This window comes from Marinobacter sp. (genome assembly GCF_041595835.1).
In the GTDB taxonomy this organism is placed as follows: domain Bacteria; phylum Pseudomonadota; class Gammaproteobacteria; order Pseudomonadales; family Oleiphilaceae; genus Marinobacter.
Genome location: NZ_JBFHJO010000002.1, coordinates 106,194 through 128,823, shown reverse-complemented (window position 1 = coordinate 128,823; position 22,630 = coordinate 106,194). Strand labels below are relative to the sequence as shown.

The following is a 22,630-nucleotide window of genomic DNA, read 5'->3' as shown; positions in this document are numbered from 1 at the left end:
TGAATTACACACACCATGAAAAAACACATTGTGCTGATTGAGGACGAAGCGGGCATTCGCGATAACTACCGGGCAGCCTTTGAGCGCCGGGGCTATCGGGTGTCCACATTTGGCGACCGGCCCTCTGCCTGGCAGGTTTTGCGCCAGACGCTCCCGGACCTCGCCATTATTGATGTAGGGCTGGGTCACGAACCAGAAGGTGGCTTCACCCTGTGCCAGGCTCTGCGGGCACAGTCTGCCACCCTGCCGATCATCTTTCTGACCGCTCGGGACAGTGACATTGACACCGTTCACGGCCTGCGGTTGGGTGCAGATGATTACGTCACTAAAGACATGAGCCTGGACCACCTGCTGGCCCGGATCACCGCCTTGCTACGCCGGGCCGAGGCCTGGGCTGAAGCTTTACAGAAACCCGATGAAATGGTGCAAAGGGGCCGCATGGCCATGAATGTCGACCGCATGACCGTCACCTGGGATGAGCAACCGGTTGATCTGACCGTCACTGAATTCTGGATGCTGCATTCACTCGTACAGCACCCAGGCCATGTCCGCAGCCGTGAACAACTGATGGAAGCCGCCAGCACCGTGCTTGATGACAACACCGTGACCTCCCATATCAAGCGCATCCGCCGCAAGTTCATGCAGTTGGACAACAGGTTTGATGGTATTCAAACGGCTTACGGAATGGGTTACCGATGGAACGCCCGTGAGGTTTAAGCTGTGAGCCTGAAGCGCCAGCTCTTTCTGGCCAGTTTACTAATGCTTCTGATTCCCTGGGCAGGGCTAAAATTTGTGCTGGAACTGGACAACGCGCTTCGTGCACAAGCCATACAGCAGCTGGACGAAAAAGGTGTCCGCCTCGCTGAACTGGCAGGTGACCTGATGCTGGGTGCCCCGGTCGTTGAAGGCGCTGAAGCCATCTATGCCATACCCACTGACCAATCACCCAAGGTGGATGGTTTCACAACCACCTGGCCCGGTTTCAATGAAAACGAGGAGCAACTGCCCTGGCAGTTCACCCCCGGGCAAAACAACCTGAGATGGCTGGCTGTCAGCAATGATCGATACTTCTACCTGCTGGTGCAAAAGCGGGATCAGGGCCTGCACCCGTACAAACCCAATAACCCTGAACAACCCTATGATCGTTTCGACTTGGTACTTGAATCGCCCGCCAATGATCTCGAACAATCCAGCCACCCACGCAAATGGCTCATCAGAACAACAGCACCGGGCGCCAACGTCCCGGCTCTGATTGATGGCGATGCCAATAAGCCCGACCGCCAGCTCGCCGTTGCCTGGGAAGACCTTGGGTCTCGCTGGCAGTTAGAGCTACGGATGCCTAAGCCAGTACCCGGCAGTCGACTGGGCTTTCAGGCCCTGCAAACCGGCGAAAATCCACGCACCCAAGGCACCTCAATCTCACCGCCACCCATGCTGGTGCAACGAAGCACCGACCTTGAGCGAGCACTTAAAAGCCAGCTAAGCGACGGACAACAGATCACCGTGATGGAACCCGCTGGCTGGGTTGTTGCCCATACCCAACCTGATGCCACAGGCCAGACACCGGATTTTGACACCTTCTCCGCCAGTCAGATCCTTGAACAGATCACCCTGAACGCACTAGGCAGTCTGGTCAGACTGTATCAGCCAGAACCCAAAAAGCTTGCTGAAACCAGCCTCCAGCTACATACCGGGGGGCTGCCTGAACACCGCTTGGTCAAACAAGAAGGAACCCTGTGGCTGGCCACGGAGCATTCTTTCTTCGGTGGCCGCTCACTGCTGCTGAAACAGTCTCTGGACCAGTTGCTTAGCGTGTCAGGCTCGGCACTCGGCAGCGTGCTGGCCCGGAGCCTGTTGATCATCCTGGCATTGACTCTGGTGCTGCTGGGCTACGCCAGCTGGCTATCCTGGCGCATTTCACGACTGCAGCGACTGGTCAGTGCCAGTGTCGACGACGATGGCCGGATACGTGAAGCCATCCCCCCGGCACGCTCACGGGACGAACTGGGCCAGCTTCAACAACACTTCGGCCAGATGGTGTCTCGCTTACAGAGCTACAACCATTATCTGGAAAGCTTCTCCCGCCGATTGTCCCACGAGCTGAAAACACCCGTGGCCGTGGTGCGCTCATCACTGGAAAATCTCGCCCACAACCACTCAGAAGAGGAACGGCAACAGTACCTGAAGCGCGCCTCCTCCGCGACCGAACGGCTACGCCGTATTCTGTACAGCATGAGTGAAGCCGCCCGCCTGGAACAGAGTTTCGATCAGGCAGACAAGGAAGACTTCAACCTGGCTGAAGTCGTCAGCCAGGCTACCGCCGCCTATCAACAGCTGGCGCCCGAATATAACTTTCACTGCCAGATACCGGAAACCACTTGCCCATTGCGGGGCTCACCAGAGATGCTCGTACAAATGCTGGACAAACTGGCCGACAATGCCCGGGATTTCACCCCTGAAGGCGGAGCAATTGAGGTGTGCCTGAAGCAATACGCGGACCATTATCAGCTTGAGGTGTTTAACGAAGGCTCCAGCTTGCCAACCGGCTCGGGTGTGGACATTTTCAGTGCGTTTGTCTCCCACCGGGAAGGCAAAACAGAGGGCCATCTGGGTCAGGGTTTGCTGATTGTCCGACTGATAGCGGATTTTCACGGCGGCCGTGTTGAAGCACAAAACCACCATCGCAACGGCATTGACGGCGTATGCTTCCGCGTTATCATCCCCAAACTTTATAACGAATCAAGGACAGACCCGTGACCAAGCCCCTTGCCCTGGCTTTTCATCCCCAACGCACTGACCTTTACCAGGAATTGCACTCTCGCCCGTTTCAGGTGTTACCAGCCCGCGCGAGGGTAACCCACATTGCAGTGATGACCACGCCAGAGCAGCGAGAGCGCCAGTTCAAACACCTGCAAGCTCTGCACCGAATGCTTGGTGAACCCTGGCCCGAACAGGAAGTTACCTGCTACGAGCAGAACTTTGACCAGTTGCGTGTTCGCCGTGAAGTTCATATGGAGTTCACCGCTTACACCTTTACCAACCTGGCTCCTTCTGAGGCCGAGCCTTTTGACGAAACCGGCCTTAGCGCCCTGCCGAAAGGCTGGCTGGAACGACTTGAAGGCACGGTCGTTGCCGCATTTCATATCGAGGTGAGCCCCTCGTCGGAAAACGCCCGCAACGAACCGGCGTTCATGCGCAAGCATTTTGAAGGTATGCGACTGGTTGGCAGCAGCCCTCAGGAAGGCGCTGCCCGGGTGCTGGGCACCTTCCAGTTGCACAGCGACAACTTCGGGCGCTTTATGGTGCTCAACTACAGTATGTCAGATAGCCAACTGGGGCGACTCGTTCAACGCCTGATGGAAATCGAAACCTACCGGTTGATGTCTCTGCTGGCACTGCCCGTGGCCAGGGAGATCACTCCGGCCCTGAATGAAATGGATCAGCAACTGGCCACCATTACCCAGGCTCTGGCCGACAACGAAACTCTGGACGAACAAACCATTCTCGCCAAGCTGACCAACATGGCTGCCAGAATCGAGGCGTTCCGTGCCCACTCCACCTTCCGGTTTTCCGCCACCCAAGCCTACCATCGCCTCGTACTGACCCGGCTGGAAGAGCTCCGGGAAGATGAAGTGTCTGGCCACCTGACCATCACGGAATTCATGACCCGGCGGTTAACCCCGGCAGTCAAAACCTGTGAAGCCGTGAGCGTCCGGCTGGAAGATCTATCCCGACGGATAGACCGGGCCTCCGACATGATGCGAACCCGAGTAGAGCTGGCCATCCAAAGCCAGAATCAGGAACTGCTCAGCTCCATGGACAGGCGCTCGCGCATTCAACTGATGATGCAGCACACCGTAGAAGGTTTCTCGGTGGTGGCTATTTCCTACTATTTGATCGGCCTGTTGAGCCTTGGTCTGAACGCTCTGGCGGAATCCGGCATCCCACTCAACAAGCCAGTACTGCTGGGCATCGCCATTCCCGGAGTTCTGGTGCTCGTTTTTGTTGCCATCCGACTGATTCATCACCGTTTTATCCGCCTGGCGAACCGGCAATAAAACAGCTCAGCTAAATCTAGGATCGCCAGCAAACTGACGATAGAACTGCTGGGCTGAACGGCCGTTGCGAACACCTTTACTGGTTGCAAAACGCACGGCTTCAATGTGCAACTGCTCCCGATCAGTCACCTCAGGAAAGAGCGCGTCCACTGCCTGCAGATAAGTATCCTGAGTGAAGGGGTAAAACGAAAGCTGAAGCCCGAATCGATCCGCCAGCGAAACCTGCTCCTCAATCGCTTCTGCAGGATGTAACTCGCCATCACGCATTTCGCTTTTCAAGTTGTCGCTCATAAATTCAGGCATCAGGTGACGACGGTTAGATGTGGCGTATACCCGAACGTTCTCCGGGGGCAATTCCAACGAGCCTTCCAGTATACTTTTCAGCGCCTTATAACCAGATTCACCCACATCAAAAGAAAGATCATCACAGAAGATCAAAAACCGGAACGGCAGATCGCAAATATCATCGACAATTTCCGGCAGATTCACCAGGTCATCTTTATCGACTTCAATTATGCGCAACCCCTGTTCATGGTAACGATTCAGCAACGCTTTAATGAGCGAAGATTTACCCGTCCCACGAGACCCCCAAAGCAACACATTATTGGAAGGCTGCAGATTCAGGAAACGCTCAGTATTGCGAGCCAGCGCCTCTTTTTGCTGACTGATGCCGGTGAGATCATCCCAGCTGATTGAATCCAACCGGCGAATCGCCCTGAGGCCTGCCCGGTGACGGCGCCATACAGCCGCGGGCGTGTTTTGCCAGTCAAAAGAGGTCTCGCTCATAACCTTACTCCATATCGTTCTTAAGTTTACCTGACGCGGCACTAGCATTAACCAGACCCTCAAAGGTAGGATTTCCGAATCTTACCAGACAGCAGGAACAAAGCATGGCACGTATCTACAACGACAACTCCCTATCCATCGGCAACACCCCGCTCATCAAGCTCAACCGGGTAAACGATGGGGCCACTATCTGGGCTAAAACCGAGGGCCGTAACCCGGCTTATTCGGTCAAATGCCGGATTGGTGCAGCCATGATCTGGGATGCCGAGAAACGTGGCGTACTCAAACCGGGAATGACGATTGTTGAGCCTACCAGTGGCAATACAGGCATTGCACTAGCCTTTGTGGCTGCGGCCAGGGACTACAAACTGGTACTCACTATGCCAGCATCCATGAGCCTGGAGCGCCGCAAAGTTCTGAAAGCTCTGGGAGCAGACCTGATACTGACAGAGCCCGCCAAAGGCATGGCCGGCGCGATCGCCCGGGCAAAAGAACTGGTTGCTGAGGATCCTGACAATTACTTCCTTCCCCAACAGTTCGAAAACCCAGCCAACCCGAAGATTCATGAAGATACGACAGGCCCTGAAATCTGGAACGACACCGATGGTGAAGTGGATGTTTTCATTGCCGGGGTTGGCACAGGCGGCACACTGACCGGTGTTTCCCGTTACATCAAAAACACGCAAGGCAAAGCAATCACCACCGTAGCGGTCGAACCAACCGATTCGCCTATCATCAGCCAGGTGCGCAACGGACAAGAGCCAAAACCCGCCCCGCACAAAATTCAGGGCATTGGCGCCGGCTTCATTCCAGGCAATCTGGATATGGATCTGGTAGACCAGGTAGAAACTATTTCCAATGAAGACGCCATGGCAATGGCCCACCGCCTGATGCAGGAAGAAGGCATCCTTTGCGGTATTTCTGGTGGTGCTGCTGTTGCAGCAGCCGTGCGGGTAAGTAAACAGCCAGAACACAAGGGCAAGAATATTGTCGTCATTCTGCCAGACTCAGCTGAACGCTACCTGTCTACTGCTTTGTTCGCCGATACCTTCGGAGAACAAGAAAACCAGCAGTAATAACAAAAGAGCGCAGCCTTTTCAGGCTGCGCTCTCTGCTTCCCGGCCATTATATCCGGGTTCCTGAGCGGGCAGCCCCCGCGAACTCAACCACTGCCTGGCCAGCAAACGACACACAGTTGTAGCTCAAATGCGAGATACCGTGATGGCACGCCTGAACCACCCGACTGGTTGGCCGGGTAACGGGAACGGCTGTCAGCACCCGAAAAGCTTCATCTGCCACCGACAAGTGAATTCGTTTCACCTTGATCGCACCATGCTGCACACCATGGCCCAGCAAGTCTGCCAGGCCCAACCACCAATGCACACAACTTTCCGGCCTGTTCATATCAGCCACTCCTGTAGTTGCTTACTCACCAACGGGTGATGAGCCAAGCGAAGATGATCCACTCCTGAAAAATTGGCACTAGCCGTCAGCGCCCAACCGTCTCTGCGCTCACCGTAAGCGCTGGATTGCTGTACCAACGCATCACCAAACCAAACATTTACCGGGTGGCTCTCGCCCTTCACCAGCAACCCACTCACCACGAAATGCCGGGCTTCGGGCAATAAAGGCTGATCCTCCATTCCCGGTTCAAACACCTCGCCTCGAGAAAGATTGCGAATACCCTCACTACGCAGGTCTATCACCTCACCCACAACCTTCACATAATCTCGGGACGCCCTGGTCAACATACCAGCAAGCTTGTGTGCTCCAATAGCCAGCCAGGAACCATCATGTGGCGAACCAATATAGACGCAATCCAATAATTGACTTACCCAGCTGTGCCCCTTCGCTAAACCGTAGTAGCAGGCGCTGCGAACCATCAGCCCCCCCATGCTGTGACCCAGCAAAATAATGCGCTTCACGGGCACAGGCCAATGAACCACTAACTGCTCTAAAAGATCCGCAAGATCCTGACCATTCCGATAAATCGGGCGCCCCGAGTTGAAACGCAGTTTCACGGCACTGGTATCGCCAATAGATGCAGCTAACCGGCTACCGTAATACTCACCCGCCCGGCCAGGAAAATCCCAGACCGACTCCAGTTCCATCAGACCATGAATCGACAAGCAGACCGTACTACCCGGGTTTTCGAGCCTCGGATTTGAGGCACTCAACGGTTTACCGTCGACAAACAACGTCATTGGTACCGCCAGCCCATTGCCACGAGCTTCCAGCCAATCACCCAGGAAACCACTGACGATGGCCGAAACATGTTGCTGAACTTTTCCAGCCGACAGAGCTGACACCATGGAAATTCTCCTAGTTATCTGTCCAGTGTACTCTCTTCAACGACATCAAACATGGACGACCGCTAACGGCCCCCGGGCTCGTCATCCCGTACACGAAGAAAGCTGGCGAAACGGGGCAACCCCGTGGCCGTGAAGCCTCGATACCGGAAAGTCACCGTTGCTCCGATGCTCGGCGGATTACGTCGGTCAGCATCACGAAAGCCCGTACCAATGCGAAATCGGCGGCCATTCCCCAGCTCCACCTCCAACGCACCCATCATGCCCAGGTACTTACCTTTTCCCGGTATGTGCGCTACCACGACCGCCTCCGCATCAGCAAAGGTTTTCACCTTCAATAAATCATCTGAGCGCCCGGCTTTATACAGGCCGGTTTTACGCTTGAGCATCAGGCCCTCACCGCCCGCCGCAACAATCTGGTTCAGCTCTGCCATCAATGCATTGTGGCTGGCCACCGGGCTCTGCCTGACCAGCACCAGATATTTCGTTCCAGCCTCGTTCACCAGCCGTTTCAAACGCTGATAGCGCTTCTCAAACGGTGTATTTTCCAGAGGCAAATCAAAAGCATGGAAGCGAATCTTCCGCCACGCATTGTGTTCGGGTTGTTGCTTTCGCACCACACCGGATACTTGAGCAAACTGCTCTCGCCCGGCCCACAGCTCTCCGTCCAGTGGATGATCCGGAAATTGCCTGGTAAACCAAGGCGGTGCAGCATAAACGTGCCCACCCCGGGACCAGAATTGCTCACCGTCCCAGTAGGCACGAACACCATCAAGCTTTTCACTAACCCAATACTCCTGAAGATCAACGCCCTGATGGTAGACATTGGCCAACGGAATTGCCGGTGCCTGAGCAAGAACTAACGATGAATAAAAAAAAGATGCGTTAAAACATAAATGACAAACTGCCAGAACCCAAGATCTGGCAGTTTGGATAAAGAAGAGCGGCATAATCCTTTGCCTCAAAACGTCCTGTTAGTGATACCCCCGTGACGGAGTGATTACGCGGTAATGTATTTCAGCAGTTCTACAACCTGCTCCGGAGTTTGCGCCCATGCCATGGCGGCAGCGTCCACTTCTTTCAGCGGGTGCACAATATCTTCATCGTGCAGCGTAACGTAGGGCGTACCCATGGCCGCACAATATCCGGCATCAAACGCTGCGTTCCACTGTTTGTACTTGTCACCAAAACGAATGACGGCCAGATCACATTGCTCCAGCAGAGTTTTAGTACGGATCGCGTTCACCTTGGACGACTGATGATCCCGCCAGAAGTTATTTTCAGGCTTACCCAGAAAATCACCAGCCGCATCGCTGGAATCATGGTCGGTATTAGCAGAAACAAATTCTACCGGCAGGCCAGCGGCTTCAGCACCAGCAGCAATCTGCTCACGCCAGTCTGTGTGAATCTCACCAGATAGATAAACGGTCCAGATCATTATGGTCTCCTGTCATGCACTTAAAGGCTTTGATCCGACGATGATACGTCAAAGGCGCACGTTCTTCATTGCGGGTTACCGACTCTTCAGCCGTTAACCCGCATGTGTGCAGTTCCCGTGACACGCCAGCGGATTACTATGCCCCGAAATCCACCACCACTTTACCGAAGTTCTTTCCTTCCAAAAGACCAATAAACGCGTCCGGCGCGGCTTCTATGCCCTGCACCCGATCTTCCTTAATACGAATCTGGCCCGCCTTCAGCCATGCACTCATTTCCTTGGCGAACGGCGCGTACCCGGTTTCGTAATGATCCATGATAATGAACCCCTGCATCCGAATCCGTTTGCGCAGAATCATGCCCATAAGCATGGGCACACGATCCGGCCCCTGAGGTAATTCGGTTGCATTGTAGTGGGCAATCAAACCACACACCGGAATTCGGGCGAAATCGTTCAGCAGCGGCAGAACCGCGTCGAAAACAGCACCCCCCACGTTCTCGTAATACACATCAATCCCATTCGGCACGGCTTTAGCGAGTTCTGCCGAAAAATCCGGTGAGCGCCGGTCCAGGCTCACATCAAAGCCCAGTGTTTCCTGAACGTACCGCTGTTTGTCACCACCACTGGTAATACCCACAACCCGGCAGCCTTTCAGTTTTGCAATTTGGCCAACCACGGAGCCTACCGCACCACTGGCTGAGGCGACGACAACTGTTTCTCCAGGCTTTGGCTCGCCAATGTTCAGCAACCCGTGGTACGCCGTAAAGCCAGGCATCCCCATCAGACTCAAGGCGTATGAAGGCTCAGGCAAGCCTTCGACCGACATCAGCCCTGACCCGTCAGATATCGCGTATTCCTGCCACCCACTGGCAGACAGAACCTGATCACCCTTCGAAAACCCGGAATGTTTTGATTCCACCACTTCCGATACGGTGCCACCAACAATCACCTCGCCGATGTTCAGAGAAGGAGCATAAGAAGGAGCCTCGCTCATTCGCCCCCGCATGTACGGGTCCAAGGATAAGTAGCGGGTTTTGAGTAACACCTCACCTTCATTGAGGCTCGGTACCGCACTCTCCACCAGTTTAAAATCTTCCGGTGCCGGCGCGCCTTTCGGGCGCTGGTTCAAAACCCACTGACGATTTATCAACGATGAATTCTCCATGTTCTTTTCTCCTCCGTTACAGGCTTGCTTCCAGAGCACGACGGCTGACATCCGGAGTCACATCTCCGTGCTCTCCGAGCTTGGTCATACCATGGTGTTCAAGTTGGCCGATGATATCGTCGATGGAGCTCTGATCGAGCCCATAATCTGGCAATCGGGTGGGAATAGACAGGCTCTCAAAAAACTGGCGAGTCGCCTGGATTGCCTTTTCAATACGTTCTTCTGGTGAGCCTTCCCGAATGTTCCAAACCCGCTCGCCATACTGCAGCAACTTGTCAGCTTTGGACTCACGGCGCACCTCGAGCATACCCGGCAGTACAATAGCCAGCGTCCGGGCATGGTCAATGCCGTACAGCGCCGTCAACTCATGGCCAACCATATGGGTTGCCCAATCCTGAGGTACGCCCGCACCAATCAATCCATTCAAAGCCAATGTCGCCACCCACATCAGGTTCGCTCTCAACTCGTAGTTTTCCGGGTCTTCCAGTACTTTCGGACCGATCTCAACGAGCGTCTGCAGCAAGCCCTCAGCAAAACGATCCTGAACCAACCCATTAGCCGGATAAGTCAGGTATTGCTCAACAATATGAGTGAACGCATCGGCAACCCCGTTACTGACCTGCTTGAGCGGCAGCGTGAAGGTTTTAACCGGGTCCAGAATAGAGAACGCGGGATAAATCAGCGGGCTGAAAAACGGAAGCTTTGCCTGCAGCGCCTTATTAGTCACCACAGCTCCGTTATTCATTTCAGAGCCCGTGGCCGGTAGTGTCAATACGGTTCCAAACGGAATGGCCTGGGTAATATTCCGCCCCTGCTTTTCCAAAATGCTCCAGGGATCACCATCAAAACCAACGGCGGCGGCCACAAACTTGGTGCCGTCAATCACCGAGCCGCCGCCAACCGCCAGCAAAAAGTCGAACTGGTCCTGCTCGATTAAAGCCACCGCTTTCATCAGAGTTTCGTAGGTCGGGTTTGGCTCAATGCCACCAAACTCTGCAACGTGCCGGTCGCCCAATGCTTGCCTGACCTCATCGATAGTGCCTGTTTTCTTCGCACTTTCACCCCCAAACAACAACAGTACCCGCGCATCAGCAGGCACCAGGCTATTCAGGCGCTGAATCGTGTCTTTTCCAAATACGATTCGTGTTGGGTTGTAGAATTCAAAATTATTCATGAAGCCTCACTCTTAGACCGGTCGTCTATTGTCTGGGAAAATAAAAAGCCGTTCAGATCGGCTTATTCTTTACTACTTGTTCTCAGTCTAACTGACGACTAGACCAGTCGTCTACATGGATCATAGTATGATTTTATTCTGTCGCAGCCTCACAGACCAAGCCATGCGCGCGTTGCCGCCAACGCACACTCCATGGGCTCGCGGTCACGAGTGATTTTGCTGCGCAGGCTCGCCCCCAGCCACAACTGGTAAAGCGTTGACGCCGTTAACTTTGCATCTAAAGAAGCCGGTAAAGAGTCATCAGCGATACCATCCTCAATCGCCTGCTCCAAGCGAGCAATGACGCGAGCCGTTTCCCGCTCCAGGACAACACGCATCGGCTCCGACAAATCACTGACTTCTGCGGCAAGCTTAACAGTGAGGCATTTTCCTTTCGGGTCGCAGGCCGACTGGGTTTCCAGCCAGGACTCCCAGTAGCCGATCAGGCGCTCCGCACCTGACAGGCCTGTACGAGAAAGCATGGCATCCAGAGTCTCTTGGTAATCGGCAAAATAGCTCTTGAGCAACTCTTCACCAAAGGCTTCTTTGGACCCGAAATAGTGATAGAAAGATCCTTTAGGCACCCCGGCAGTCTGCAGGATTTCGTTTAATCCGACAGCACTGAATCCCTTGCCACTGATGATGGTTTGGGCTGTTTCCAGGATGTGGCTGCGCACATCATGACTTGCTACTTTTGGTTCCATGGCGAAATTCTAAGCCCGGCTAGACCAATTGTCTAGAACGCGAGTCACCGGCCCCGGATGACTATTTCCGTTCCAGCAATCGATCTTGCAGCTCCCGAATCACTTTCAACACCCGGCTCATTTCCGTTTGGGTTTTCAGATCCAGGTCCAACTTACCGTCCATGGTTTTCACCAATGGCACGATGGATTCCTCAAAAATCCGGGCAAAGGCCATCAAGGCTTCGCCAACCTGTGGAGGACTATCCAGATTTACCGTCACTGAGGGGCTCAGTTGCACAGACTGTAAACCTTCGGTCAGGCCGGTTTCCAGGGAGCGGGACAGTTGCCCCAGGGCTTGACCGAGATCTGGTTCAGAACCTTTCTGACTTTCCAGGCCTGCGGCCAACTGTTGTCCCAATTGCTGCATTTGTTCAGCAATCACACCCAGTTGGCGTACCACTTTCACGCCGGTTTCTTCGTCACCTCCAGCCTGCTGCCGCCGGCGATATTCTTCACAGATAGCCTGCCACCGGGCAGCTTCAGCTTCGGTTAAGGTGCCTCGCATCTGCTTGAGTTTAAGCAAATTCTCTTCCGCGCCCTGAGTCAGCAGCTGAGATTCACCCTGGTAGTGATCGTCAATCAGGGCTTCCAGTTCTTTGTCACTCATGACCGGCGACAGCTTTTCCGCCAGTTTGTTCATGTTCCGGTAGCTGCCCTGCAACTTGAAGGCAGGCTCAGTACGATAGGCTTCAGCCTGAGCACTGGAAGCAATGTACGCCTGGTTTACCCGCAGAACGGTTTCCCGCACCCGCATCATCTTCTTCAGCAGGGAAACAATTTCATCCCGCTCGGCAGCACTGTAGTCGTGCTCGAAATCCGAATCCGCCACTGTTTTGCCTTCGGCCAGATCCGCAAACCGATAGAAGTCTGCCATACCCCGGGTCGCCAAAGGTGCCAACACCCGGTTGGCACTGAGGCTATTCTCTATGTAAGACAACTCAAAGGCATGCTCCATGCCCGACAACACATCACCCAAATTGTAGATATCCGCCCGGTTCGCCAGCATGTCCGGCACTTTGAACATTTCGCCGCTTTCGGTATAGGGATTACCGGCCATCACCACGCAGAACCGCTTGCCACGCATGTCATACGTACTGGTTCGACCACGCCATACGCCTTCAATGCGCCGGGTGCCGTCACACAGGGAAATGAATTTCTGCAGAAATTCAGGATGGGTATGCTGGATATCATCCAGATACAACATCACGTTGTTGCCCATCTCCAAAGCGAGGTTAAGCTTGACCAGCTCCGCTTCGGCGGTGGAATGGGGGGCTTTTTCCGGGTCCAGCGAGGTGACATCGTGGCCTAAACTCGGGCAGTTGATCTTCATGAAGATCAGGCCCAGGCGGTTAGCGACATATTCCATCAGGGTGGTTTTACCGTAACCTGGCGGCGAGATCATCATCAGCAAGCCGGACTGGTCTGTGCGACGGTCTTCACCTGCAGTGCCCATCTGTTTGGCCAGGTTGTCGCCAATGATTGGCAGATAGCTCTCACTGATCAGTTTATTGCGCACAAACGACGACAGCGGCCGGGGCCGATATTCCTCAAGGCGCAGCTGGTCGCGCCATTTTGCCAAAACCTTATGACGGACTTCCTGTAACTGCTGCCAACCGGGAATGACTTCCTGCTGATGATAACGCAGGCGTTCATCGAACTCATCCAGCTGCAGGCTCAGGGACCGATCGTTAATGCTGGCATGCTGACCCAGCAAACCGTCAACCTCAAACGCCAGTTCAACACTGCGTACGGCCGTAGAGATAGCGTCTCCGGCGTTGAGCACCGCCACCACTTCCGGCAGGTAATGCAGTAAATGCTGCTGGTTGGCCTTGCCCATCCAGGCTTTTACCCAATGGCTGGTGATGCTCCAGCGCGCGGCAGGCTTTCCGGCCACCACATTTAACGCCGTCTCGTACTGGGCAAACTGATTATCCCTCTTCAGGGCTTCAATAAAGCCTTCGGCCAGCTCACCGGCATAGCGAGTGATTTCAAAGGCTTCTGCTTCTTCTGCCAACTGTAAAACCAGATACTGGGCTGCGGATTTCAGCAGAGTGCGTTCGGCACTGCCTTTTTCGGTTAATCTGAGCTCATGAATCTCAACAAATTCCGACAACTTTGGCCCAAGCTCCTGCTCCAGAGACTGCAGCAATTCATTGGACTGCATCATGCGCCTCAGTATGCCAGCCGACAGGCAGCGAGAACGCAGCTGTTGTGCAGAAATCTTCTGTTGAATCAGCTCTGCCCAGAACAGCATAGCCAGCGCACGGGCATTCGGGCTGAAGCGCAGCAGTCCGGCGTTTTGAATGGCGGGCCACAAGGTTCTGACAAGCAATGCGGCATCGTGGTCATGGATACCTTTCTCGTAGCCTTCACGATAACGGGGCGAAGCAAAATGACGAATATAACCAGTCAGCTCTTCAACATCGGCAACGTTCACCGGTAAATCAGACGACTTCCGGAATTCTTCAATCACCAGCGCTGCCAGATACTCAGCCCGGTAAACCTTGTCGGACTCAGACGGCTGGCTCATGTTCCAGTAACCCCGCAGGCGATCCAGTTCCGGCTCATCCAGCCGTTCGTAATACTGGGTGCCGGTGAGGTGTAGCAGCACATGGTCATCCCGGGGAATCAGAGTGAGATCCAGCTCTTGCTGGTTTACGCTGAACTTATGCCTGCCGAGACGAATAACCGCGCCACCTTCTTCGAAGATGTCAGCTTTGTCCCGCACGCTGCGCAGAGCGGTATCCTGAGTGGCTTTCAGCTGCCCCAGGCAATCGTCAGCTTCCATAGCTGCGCCCAGGTCACGAAGCTCTTCAGCCATGCTGCGCAGGCGCGCCACCATGGCATCGGAGGCAAAGAAAGCGTGCAGTTCTTCCGGGCTGGAAAAACGTTCCGTTCGGCGACTGACGTTTTTCAGAATACGTTCAGCCGCATCCGTCAACGTTGTTACCCGGCGTTGCTGCTGATCCTGAAGCTGCTGACGCCGGGCCTCAATACTTTCGTGGGCGTTTTCACGCTGTTCCAGAACGGCAGCAAGAAACTCATCGTACTCACCAAACTGGCTCTCGAGCTCTTGTAGCTGATCAAGCATGCGGGTCATCAAACCATCACATTCCCGCACATCTGAAAGCGCACTGACGCCGTTTGCCAGACTCTGCTCAAACAGCCGGATCCGGGCGGCAAACTGAGCCCGCGCCTCGGCACTGCCCTGCTCTTTCAGGCGAATTTCTGCTTCTGAACGCTGCTGATTGATACTGGCGTATATCCCCGAAATGTTATCGGTGATGGCCGTTTCCAGCGCAGCATCATCACCCGCCATGGAAGCCAGCATGCCCTGAATCATATCCAGACCGGTGGTCAGCTCCCGGTATCGCTCTACAATCTTTTTCAAAGCATCCCGGCTTCCGGCTTCCGCCAGTGCGGCTTGCAATTCTGCCAGGGTATTGCGGTAACCCTCTAAAGCTTCGGGCGAAGCAAGGAAACGGAACGTTCGATCCGTCAGCCTCTCTTCCGCCTCCGCCAGCTCCTTTTCCAGGGCCTCTATGCGGTTTTTGTCTGCGTAGCGGCGATCACTCAGCGTCCGCACCCGGCCCCGGTGTTCCCGAAGCCTGGCCAGATAACCCACAAACTGATCTGGCGCTTTCCAGCTATCCGGTTTCAGATCGCGCATCAGGGCACTCTGAACATCGGCCACTTCACTGATAGCCATTTCTGTTTGCGCCCGGATGCTCTGCACTTTTTCGTATTCGTCCAGCACCAACTCGGCGGTATTGCGAATCGTGCTCAGCTGCTCATGCAAGCCAGCAAACAGCGCTTCATCCTGCCTCGCTGTAAGCCAGTAAAACTGGTCGAGAACACGGTCTACGGTACGGATCAGTGCTGTAAAGTGACGCTCACTGGCGCTCTTGGCTTCTACCAGGGTAATAACCGTATTCAGTTCAGCAATGCCGCGCACCAAATCCGGGTTACCGATACGGGCCAGTTCAGAATCATTAGCAACACTGGCCTGTGCATGGAAACTCTCCGAGGTAAACGGCGTATCCCAAACCTGCAGCGGGTGCACCAGCGTCGGCTCATTATCCGCATTGAAAACCACCAGATGGCCATTTTCAAAGAGCGCAAACCCATGGCCGATCAACGGCACATCCGCTTGTTTACGGATCAGATTGTAGCGGAACAGAATGACCTGCCCGGTAAGCTGCTCAAAAAACACATACAGCACATCCTCACCGTTAGGCGAGCGCAACGAACGCTTGAGGCGGAAGTCGCCTTCCGGGATCTGGAAGGTTTTCAGTTCACCGGTAGTGAGGTAGTAGCCGGAGGGGAAGATCAGGCCATGATTATCCGGCAGCGATGCCACCGAACCCGCCATGCTATCCACCCGTTCAATTTTTCGCTGGGTACGGTTGAACAGGTAATAGCGCCAAAGTTTTTCATTGAAGGGCAGAATCCGCACCAGAAGAATCTCGCCCAGGTCGGCGTATTCAAACGTGGCGTCGTCCAGAGACTGAGAGTCCGATTCTACCGGATCTGCATAAATGCCTTCCCCGGTGGCAGTATTGTTTTCCACCTTGAAGGTAATGTCACCCCGCAGGTTATCCACAAACAAGGTGTCAGCAATGTTCAGGTGCGGAGAGCGGCCCTGAACCTGCAAATCACGACCAACGGGTTTCCAGGGAAAACTGAAGCGTTCAGGGAAAGTCAGATCCCGCTCACCCCGATTGTCGATATAGCGACTGACATCGCCACCCGGCGTCAGCTCCCAGCGGAAAATCCGCAGATCATCCAGCTTGTCGCCGATGCGAAACGCCATCAGCAGCATGCCTTTGAGGATCACCAGCTGAGACAGCGTGGCCGTGTTGTAGTACTGCTGCAGCTCCCGGAAGTCAGTGGCAAACCGGGCATCCTTCAGGAAAGTCCCTTCAATGGTGGCTTCGGTCATTTCAAAGCCATCATCACCGTCGTTCAGGTGATACAGGCAAAAGACATCGTCTATTTCCAGGGTTTTACGCAACCCCAGTTGCAGGTTAAAGCCAAACAACAGCTTGTCACCCAGACGCACCACATCACGTGGAATGGCGTTATTCTCGGTTCTGACCCGGGCCCGCCCGAGCACACTCATACTGGCACTGCCGAAAATTTCTTCACGGGTCTGATTCAACCCGGATACCTGCGAGCGCAGTTGCCCCCCCTGCTCTTTCAGCCGACGCTGAATGGTTTCAAAAGCAGAGCCTTCCTGAATGATGCTTTCAAGGCCGGAGCGATCCGTCGACATACCAAATCTTCCTGAACTGGGGGAGAGGAACTTGAATAAAAACTGGCACCACTCTCTTAAGAAGCAGCGGTGCCATGGGCTTTTTAAGCCGACTCAGAGGTATCGCCGGACTTGTCACCCGCAACCCGCCCGGCAATGCCCGCTAAAGCAGCCTGTAGCGATGGGCTTTTGTCCAGGACGCCCTGTACGCTCTTGCCATAACCCATTCCCTGGGCGAACTTCTCGAAGATACCGCCATCACCACCGATCATTTCAAACTTGGCATCCTTCAATGCGGCAGCCATTACCCGGCCATTTTCCAGAATGCCCGTCTGGTGAGCTTCAATCCTGGCCATTACTTCTTTCTCATGAACTTCCAGGTTCATACGGAATTCTTCAAAGTGACGGGCTTCTTCAGACATTCCATCGTACGCTTTCAGTTTTTCTACCAAGCCAGAAGCTTCAGCCTTCGCCATAGCTTCACGGGCTTCCGCTTTCGCATGGCCCATACGCTCCTCACCTTCGGCCTCAGCCAGAACCATGGCCTTACGGGCATCGGCCTTCGCCAGACCCAGCTTCTCTTCACCCATAGCTTCCGTTTCAAGCCGCTGTTCCAGCACTCGAACTTCCGCCATACCAGCGTCTTCATCCGCTTTGGCTGTGGCGGTTTTAACCTCGGCACGGGCCAGGCCATCCGCACGAATGGCAGAGGCCTGAGCTTCTCGAACCTGTGCTTCAGCCAACCCGTCAGAAGCAGACATAGCCTGACGACCACGAGCCCGTTTTTCATCAGCGATGGCTTGCTTCTCAGCGGCATCCAGCTCCGCCTGCGCCGTAACACGAATCTGTTCTGCTTCCAGTTTAGAGCGTTCAAACGCGGCTTCTGCGGCTTTCACATCCTTCAGTTTCAGTTCATCCGCATCGGCTTCAGCCGCCACCACTTTCGTAACTTTCAAACGCTCAGCTTCGGAACGGTTGCGAACATCCTTGATGTTCTCTTCCTCTTCCGCCACGTTGCGCTCAACCGCAATCCGCTGGCTGGTGATGTCGGCAATTTCTTTGCGCTCACCTTCCAGCGCTTTTTCCATACCAATCCGCTCGATTTCAACCGCACGTTCACGGTTTACATCTTCAAGTTCGCGAGCCTGGCGAATCCGTACTTCTTCAATCTGTACCGCACGTTCACGGGCTTTTTGTGCCATTTCAATCTGGCGCTGCTTGTTCTCTTCCGCAATGGCCAGCTCCTCATCGGTCTTGATGCGAGCAGCTTCAGCCCGGGCTCGTTCTTGTTCGCGCACCTGCTCAGTTTCCGACGTTTCACGAGCCTGCAGGGTTTCAATTTCGCGGCGCTGACGAGCTTCCGCATCAGCCTGACTGCGCTCCAGCTCCAGCGAGGCTTCACGGGCAGATACGTTCTTGCGCTGAATTTCCAGTTCCTGATCACGCTCTAAGCGGTTCGTCTCGACATTATGGAATGCCGTAATTTCAGTAATCCGCTTGATGCCCTCGGAATCCAGAATGTTGTTCGGATCCAGCGACGTTTTTGGCGTCTGCTCCAGGTAATCGATAGCTACGTCTTCAAGGATATAGCCGTTAAGGTCTTCACCAATGGTTTCAATGATGGAGTCACGGAAGTGCTGGCGCTCTTCAAACAGCTGCATAAACTCCAGCTTCTTACCCACGGTTTTCAGCGCTTCACTGAATTTGGCGTTGAACAACTCGTTCACCGCATCACGGTCTGAAGCACGACCAACTCCAACCGACTTGGCAACCCGAAGAACATCTTCCGGGGTTTCATTCACACGCAGATAGAAAGCAACGGTGATATCCGCCCGCAAATTATCTTTACAGATCAACCCTTCCTTGCCAGTACGGTTCAACTCCAGTGTGATAACCGAGATTTTCATGGTCTCGGCGCGGTGGATAACCGGCAACACCATGGCACCGGTGAAGTACACCTTCGGCGTTGGCGAAAGGTCGTTCACAATCAGTGCCTGGCCCTGATCTACTTTACGATAGAACGCTTTGAACAGGGTAAGCACACCCAGTATCAGCAAGACCAGAACACCAACGGTCATCAGTGCCGGCATCATCCACGATAAATCCATTTAGCAATTCTCCTGAGCTGGTTGAAAGGGAGATTAAGTCAGCGTTATCCGGCAGAATCACCGGAATGAAATTCCGATTCCGGGACCACCCACCAGGCATTGTGTTCCGGAATATGTTCAATAATGACGGCCCTATCCCGATGGGACAACGGCGAATGGCTGCGAATCTGAAGCACCAGATGAGCACCATCAAGAATACTTTCACCCCTGCCAGAGGTTTCAGTCACCGTTGAAGAAAGCACGACACAGGGAGTACCGATAATTCGCTTTTGAAGCGGCGGTAAGAATGCGCGACGGAACAGGGGCCTGAGCGGACGAACAACAACCGCGGTAGTCAGCACACCAACCACCAGTGCCACAAAAATAACGACAATTCCAAATAGCCAGTGCAACACACTACCGGGAACAAGCGCACCGAAAATAAGATCCATAAAATAACTGGCCAGCCAGCCAAACAGGAACAAAAGCGTCAGCACCAGCGGAAGCGGTACACCCTGAAGCCCCAGAGTCACCATCAGGCCGCTAAAGTCGCCACTGGCGTCAATTTCACCGTCTGCGTCTATATCCCCCATACCAAGCAGAGAGATCAGCCAATAAATAATGGCTACACACAATAGAACGGAAAAAACCACCGTTGGAAAAGAGAAAGCTACAATGAAGAATGTTTCCATACGCGACTGGACATCCGTTCTGGAAAAACGAGTGACTGACAGTTTGTGTCAAACGAAAAAACGTTATAACGCAAACAAACTAACTCTTGCAAATGTTTAATTGCGAGGTATAGACTCAGTTTATTGACATAAAATGTCAAGCCATAGGACACGGTCCGTTCGAATCGGCCGAACCGGTTCAACGCCACAGGAAGGAGCTATTTGTGGATATTCAAACTCTCACCCTGGCCCTGGGAGACGCTACCCATGCAGGCCGAACCTTCGACGTTATGCCCATTTCCGGGGATGAACCGGTACTGCAAGTAACCGTTTCCGGGGCAGAAGAAACACCGGTGTACGTTACCGTAACCGACACGCAGATTCTGTGTCTTGCGTATCTTTTTAATGAACAGGAACTGAACCCGGAGCGCATACAGGACCTGCATGAAAACATGCTACGCATCAGCGTTCCCATGCCACTAAGCTCTCTCGGTAAAACCGGGGACCACTATGTGGTATATGGCGCTCTCAGCCCAACCTCCGGCACAGCCGAAATCATGCAGGAACTGGTCACACTGGCCGAAAATGCCATCGACCTGTTACAGACATTTGAAGACTACCTGGCTTAAATGAGGGCTGAGACATGAGATCCGTACTGAAAAAGATTCTGACCGCTATGCGCGGTGGCGTTAACGAACTGGGTGAAGCCGTAGTGGATAACCAGGGCAACCGTATTCTGGAACAGGAACTACGCGATGCTGAGCAAGAGCTGAAACAAGCCAAACATGAGCTTGCCGGACTGATGGCTGAATCAGCATCTTTAGCACGCCAGATTCGCTCTGAACAAGACAGCTCCAGCAAACGAGAGCAAGATGCCCGCAAGGCCATCGCTGCCGGTCAGGAAGATTTGGCCAGAGAAGTCGCCGAACGCATTGTTGGCCATGAACGCCGTGCCGCAGAACTGACTCAGACCCGGGAATTGCTGCAACAGCGAATTGCAGGGCTGAAAGAGCGAGTACAACGCGCAGAGAAACAACTGGGTGACTATCGCAGGGAACTGCAAGTGGTGAAAACCAACGAGCGTGTGCTGCGCACCACCGCCCAGATTGACACCAACATCAACAGTCAACAATCCTCCCTGAGCACCGCCAAAGAAACTCTGGAGCGCATCCGTGAGCGCCAGGCCCGGGAAGAAGATCGACAAACCGCCAACGCCAGCCTTGAAAAAGAGCTGACCGGTGCCGATCTGGACGAAAAGCTGAAAGCTGCCGGCATTGATGGCGAACAAGACGCTGTAAATAGCGTACTAGCTCGCCTCAAAGATAAGTCCGCACAATAAAATCGATGCCCCCGCATGCCGGGGGCATAACCCTCAGGTTATACTCATGGCAAACAAACCGGATTGGTCAAAAGAAGAGCAGGCGGTTCAGGCCGTACAAATGGCCTTCGACCTCTCCAACGATATTCAAAGAGCTTTCCGGGTGTCTGCTGCCATGCAGGATATGAGCACCGCCGATATGGTACGCAAGGTTCTCCAGCTGCCCTATCGTAAAGGCAGAGCCCGCCCCCGGCTGACCATTACCCTCAAGGACGAAGACTTCGAACTGCTGGCCCGGAAGTATAACCTTGCTCCGCAAGACCGGGCGACCATTCGTCAGCGTGTCTCAGAGGACTTACAGGCCTTTGCCCACAACTACCTGACAGAATCTGACTAACCCATACGGACCACTTATTTCTACAGGCTCCGGAACAGACACCGAAGCCTCCGCTGAATCAGGAAAAGGATTTCATGCCCAGAACACACGCTAAACTTTGTCCTTCCTGCACGATTGGCAGCCTGACGCCTACCAGCAACCCGGCCATACTTAACTGCCGGCACTGCCACGGCGTCTGGTTTGAAGACGGATCACTGAACCAGGCCATTGCACAGCAGCACGAGTTTATAGAACAGTACAGTCACGAGCTTCATCTCGGCCCAGCCCTTCGCACCAGCGACCGCTTGTGCAGGCGTTGCCGGGTACCGATGACCCACTATCAGTTACTTACGCACTACACTACTGAAATCGACTGCTGCCCGGACTGTGATGGTGTCTGGCTCGATAAACATGAAATAGATCAGGTCATGCACTCACCCAGGCTGAAGCAGGCCCTAACAACCTTGAATCAGAAAGTGACCTGGAAGTCCTGGTTATTCCAGTTTCTGACGGCTATGCCGGTGGAGTACAACATACAGCCCCATCGAACCCCCTGGGTTACGCGAACGCTGGTTGTTTTGTGTGGCCTGATTTTCGGCACTGGCCTGCTGTCACCGGCAGCGAATGAATGGATTTTCCTGAACCTGGCGCTGAACTCAGAGACCCAAAGCCCCATACACTTTGCCCTGCAACTATTGACCTACCAGTTCGTCCACGGTGGCCTGATGCATCTGGCCGGCAACATGTATTTCCTATGGATTATTGGCGACAATCTTGAAGATGCCCTGGGCCATAGTGCCTTTTTGGGGCTCTACCTGTTCATGGGAGCGGTGGCAGCGTTGATCGAATTACTGGTATTCGACAGCAGCCAGGGCCCTTTGCTGCTGGTTGGCGCCAGCGGTGCGATTGCGGCTCTTTTCGGCCTGTATCTGATGTGGTTCCGCCACGCCAGCCTTACTTTCATGATCATCATTTACCAGAAAAAACTCGCACCCCACTGGTACTTCCTGATCTGGAGCCTGATTAACCTGTTCGGCATGTTCACTGCACAGGGCGGCGTGGCCTGGGCGGCACACCTGGGCGGGTTTATGCTCGGACTTTTGCTAGGTTATTTGCTCAGAGATTACATCTTCCGGAAAAATCCGTTGATCGCCATGCTGAACGGGCCGGAGGCTGTGGTACAAAGGTGAAAACCTGCGATGCAGGCGGAAG

Annotated in this window: 19 protein-coding genes; 8 read left to right on the top strand and 11 right to left on the bottom strand. The window is 54.1% G+C overall.

Annotated elements, in window-relative coordinates; all coding sequences use genetic code 11:
* Positions 1–15 precede the first annotated feature (15 nt).
* The 3 genes from pdsR to ABYA77_RS01865 are packed head-to-tail and all read left to right on the top strand — an operon-like array spanning position 16 to position 4,058.
* Positions 16–717, top strand: a complete 702-nt coding sequence (pdsR, locus tag ABYA77_RS01875) for a proteobacterial dedicated sortase system response regulator (RefSeq protein WP_372964232.1) — start codon at positions 16–18, stop codon at positions 715–717.
* Positions 718–720: 3 nt separating this feature from the next.
* Positions 721–2,757 carry an ATP-binding protein gene (locus tag ABYA77_RS01870; RefSeq protein ID WP_372964231.1) on the top strand — a complete coding sequence of 679 codons (2,037 nt, stop codon included), beginning with the start codon at positions 721–723 and terminating at the stop codon, positions 2,755–2,757.
* A complete protein-coding gene (locus tag ABYA77_RS01865; RefSeq protein WP_372964230.1) occupies positions 2,754–4,058 on the top strand; it encodes a DUF3422 family protein in 1,305 nt (434 codons plus the stop codon). Before ABYA77_RS01870 ends, ABYA77_RS01865 begins: the two co-directional genes overlap by 4 nt.
* 6 nt (positions 4,059–4,064) lie before the next feature.
* Here the strand turns inward: ABYA77_RS01865 and ABYA77_RS01860 are convergent, their stop codons facing one another.
* Positions 4,065–4,844, bottom strand: a complete 780-nt coding sequence (locus ABYA77_RS01860; protein WP_372964229.1) for an ATP-binding protein — start codon at positions 4,842–4,844, stop codon at positions 4,065–4,067.
* Positions 4,845–4,948: 104 nt separating this feature from the next.
* Here ABYA77_RS01860 and cysK point away from each other — a divergent pair, with 104 nt between their 5' ends.
* The gene (cysK, locus tag ABYA77_RS01855; RefSeq protein WP_372964228.1) at positions 4,949–5,920 is read left to right on the top strand and encodes a cysteine synthase A; all 972 of its coding nucleotides are present in this window, start codon (positions 4,949–4,951) and stop codon (positions 5,918–5,920) included.
* 49 nt (positions 5,921–5,969) lie between these two features.
* Here cysK and ABYA77_RS01850 read toward each other — a convergent pair whose 3' ends face one another.
* The 10 genes from ABYA77_RS01850 to ABYA77_RS01805 form a co-directional block, all read right to left on the bottom strand.
* Positions 5,970–6,248, bottom strand: coding sequence for a hypothetical protein (locus ABYA77_RS01850; RefSeq protein WP_372964227.1), 279 nt, complete (start codon positions 6,246–6,248; stop codon positions 5,970–5,972).
* The gene (locus ABYA77_RS01845) at positions 6,245–7,156 is read right to left on the bottom strand and encodes an esterase/lipase family protein (RefSeq protein ID WP_372964226.1); all 912 of its coding nucleotides are present in this window, start codon (positions 7,154–7,156) and stop codon (positions 6,245–6,247) included. The genes ABYA77_RS01850 and ABYA77_RS01845 overlap by 4 nt, the downstream gene beginning before the upstream one ends.
* 62 nt (positions 7,157–7,218) lie before the next feature.
* Positions 7,219–8,103 carry a DNA ligase gene (locus ABYA77_RS01840; protein WP_372964225.1) on the bottom strand — a complete coding sequence of 295 codons (885 nt, stop codon included), beginning with the start codon at positions 8,101–8,103 and terminating at the stop codon, positions 7,219–7,221.
* 50 nt (positions 8,104–8,153) lie between these two features.
* On the bottom strand, positions 8,154–8,591 hold the full coding sequence (locus ABYA77_RS01835; protein WP_372964224.1) for a YtoQ family protein: 438 nt from the start codon (positions 8,589–8,591) through the stop codon (positions 8,154–8,156).
* A gap of 136 nt (positions 8,592–8,727) precedes the next feature.
* Positions 8,728–9,756: an NADP-dependent oxidoreductase gene (locus ABYA77_RS01830; RefSeq protein ID WP_372964223.1), complete on the bottom strand. Its 1,029-nt coding sequence runs from the start codon at positions 9,754–9,756 to the stop codon at positions 8,728–8,730.
* Positions 9,757–9,772: 16 nt separating this feature from the next.
* A complete protein-coding gene (locus ABYA77_RS01825) occupies positions 9,773–10,930 on the bottom strand; it encodes an iron-containing alcohol dehydrogenase (RefSeq protein ID WP_372964222.1) in 1,158 nt (385 codons plus the stop codon).
* A gap of 149 nt (positions 10,931–11,079) precedes the next feature.
* On the bottom strand, positions 11,080–11,673 hold the full coding sequence (locus tag ABYA77_RS01820; RefSeq protein WP_372964221.1) for a TetR/AcrR family transcriptional regulator: 594 nt from the start codon (positions 11,671–11,673) through the stop codon (positions 11,080–11,082).
* A gap of 61 nt (positions 11,674–11,734) precedes the next feature.
* Positions 11,735–16,987, bottom strand: a complete 5,253-nt coding sequence (locus ABYA77_RS01815; RefSeq protein WP_372964220.1) for a DNA repair ATPase — start codon at positions 16,985–16,987, stop codon at positions 11,735–11,737.
* A gap of 83 nt (positions 16,988–17,070) precedes the next feature.
* Complete coding sequence (locus ABYA77_RS01810) at positions 17,071–19,074, bottom strand: hypothetical protein (RefSeq protein WP_372964219.1); 2,004 nt, start codon at positions 19,072–19,074, stop codon at positions 17,071–17,073.
* 44 nt (positions 19,075–19,118) lie between these two features.
* Positions 19,119–19,745, bottom strand: a complete 627-nt coding sequence (locus ABYA77_RS01805; RefSeq protein ID WP_372964218.1) for a hypothetical protein — start codon at positions 19,743–19,745, stop codon at positions 19,119–19,121.
* A 203-nt stretch (positions 19,746–19,948) separates the two neighbouring features.
* Between ABYA77_RS01805 and ABYA77_RS01800 the strand changes: the two genes are divergently transcribed.
* The 4 genes from ABYA77_RS01800 (at position 19,949) to ABYA77_RS01785 (ending at position 22,608) form a co-directional block, all read left to right on the top strand.
* Positions 19,949–20,353: a YjfI family protein gene (locus tag ABYA77_RS01800; RefSeq protein ID WP_372964217.1), complete on the top strand. Its 405-nt coding sequence runs from the start codon at positions 19,949–19,951 to the stop codon at positions 20,351–20,353.
* Positions 20,354–20,367: 14 nt separating this feature from the next.
* On the top strand, positions 20,368–21,063 hold the full coding sequence (locus ABYA77_RS01795; protein WP_372964216.1) for a PspA/IM30 family protein: 696 nt from the start codon (positions 20,368–20,370) through the stop codon (positions 21,061–21,063).
* Between the two features lie 46 nt (positions 21,064–21,109).
* Positions 21,110–21,439, top strand: a complete 330-nt coding sequence (locus ABYA77_RS01790; protein ID WP_372964215.1) for a hypothetical protein — start codon at positions 21,110–21,112, stop codon at positions 21,437–21,439.
* A 74-nt stretch (positions 21,440–21,513) separates the two neighbouring features.
* Positions 21,514–22,608 (top strand): rhomboid family intramembrane serine protease, encoded by a 1,095-nt coding sequence (locus ABYA77_RS01785; protein ID WP_372964214.1) that lies wholly within the window; start codon positions 21,514–21,516, stop codon positions 22,606–22,608.
* The last annotated feature ends 22 nt before the right edge of the window (positions 22,609–22,630 follow it).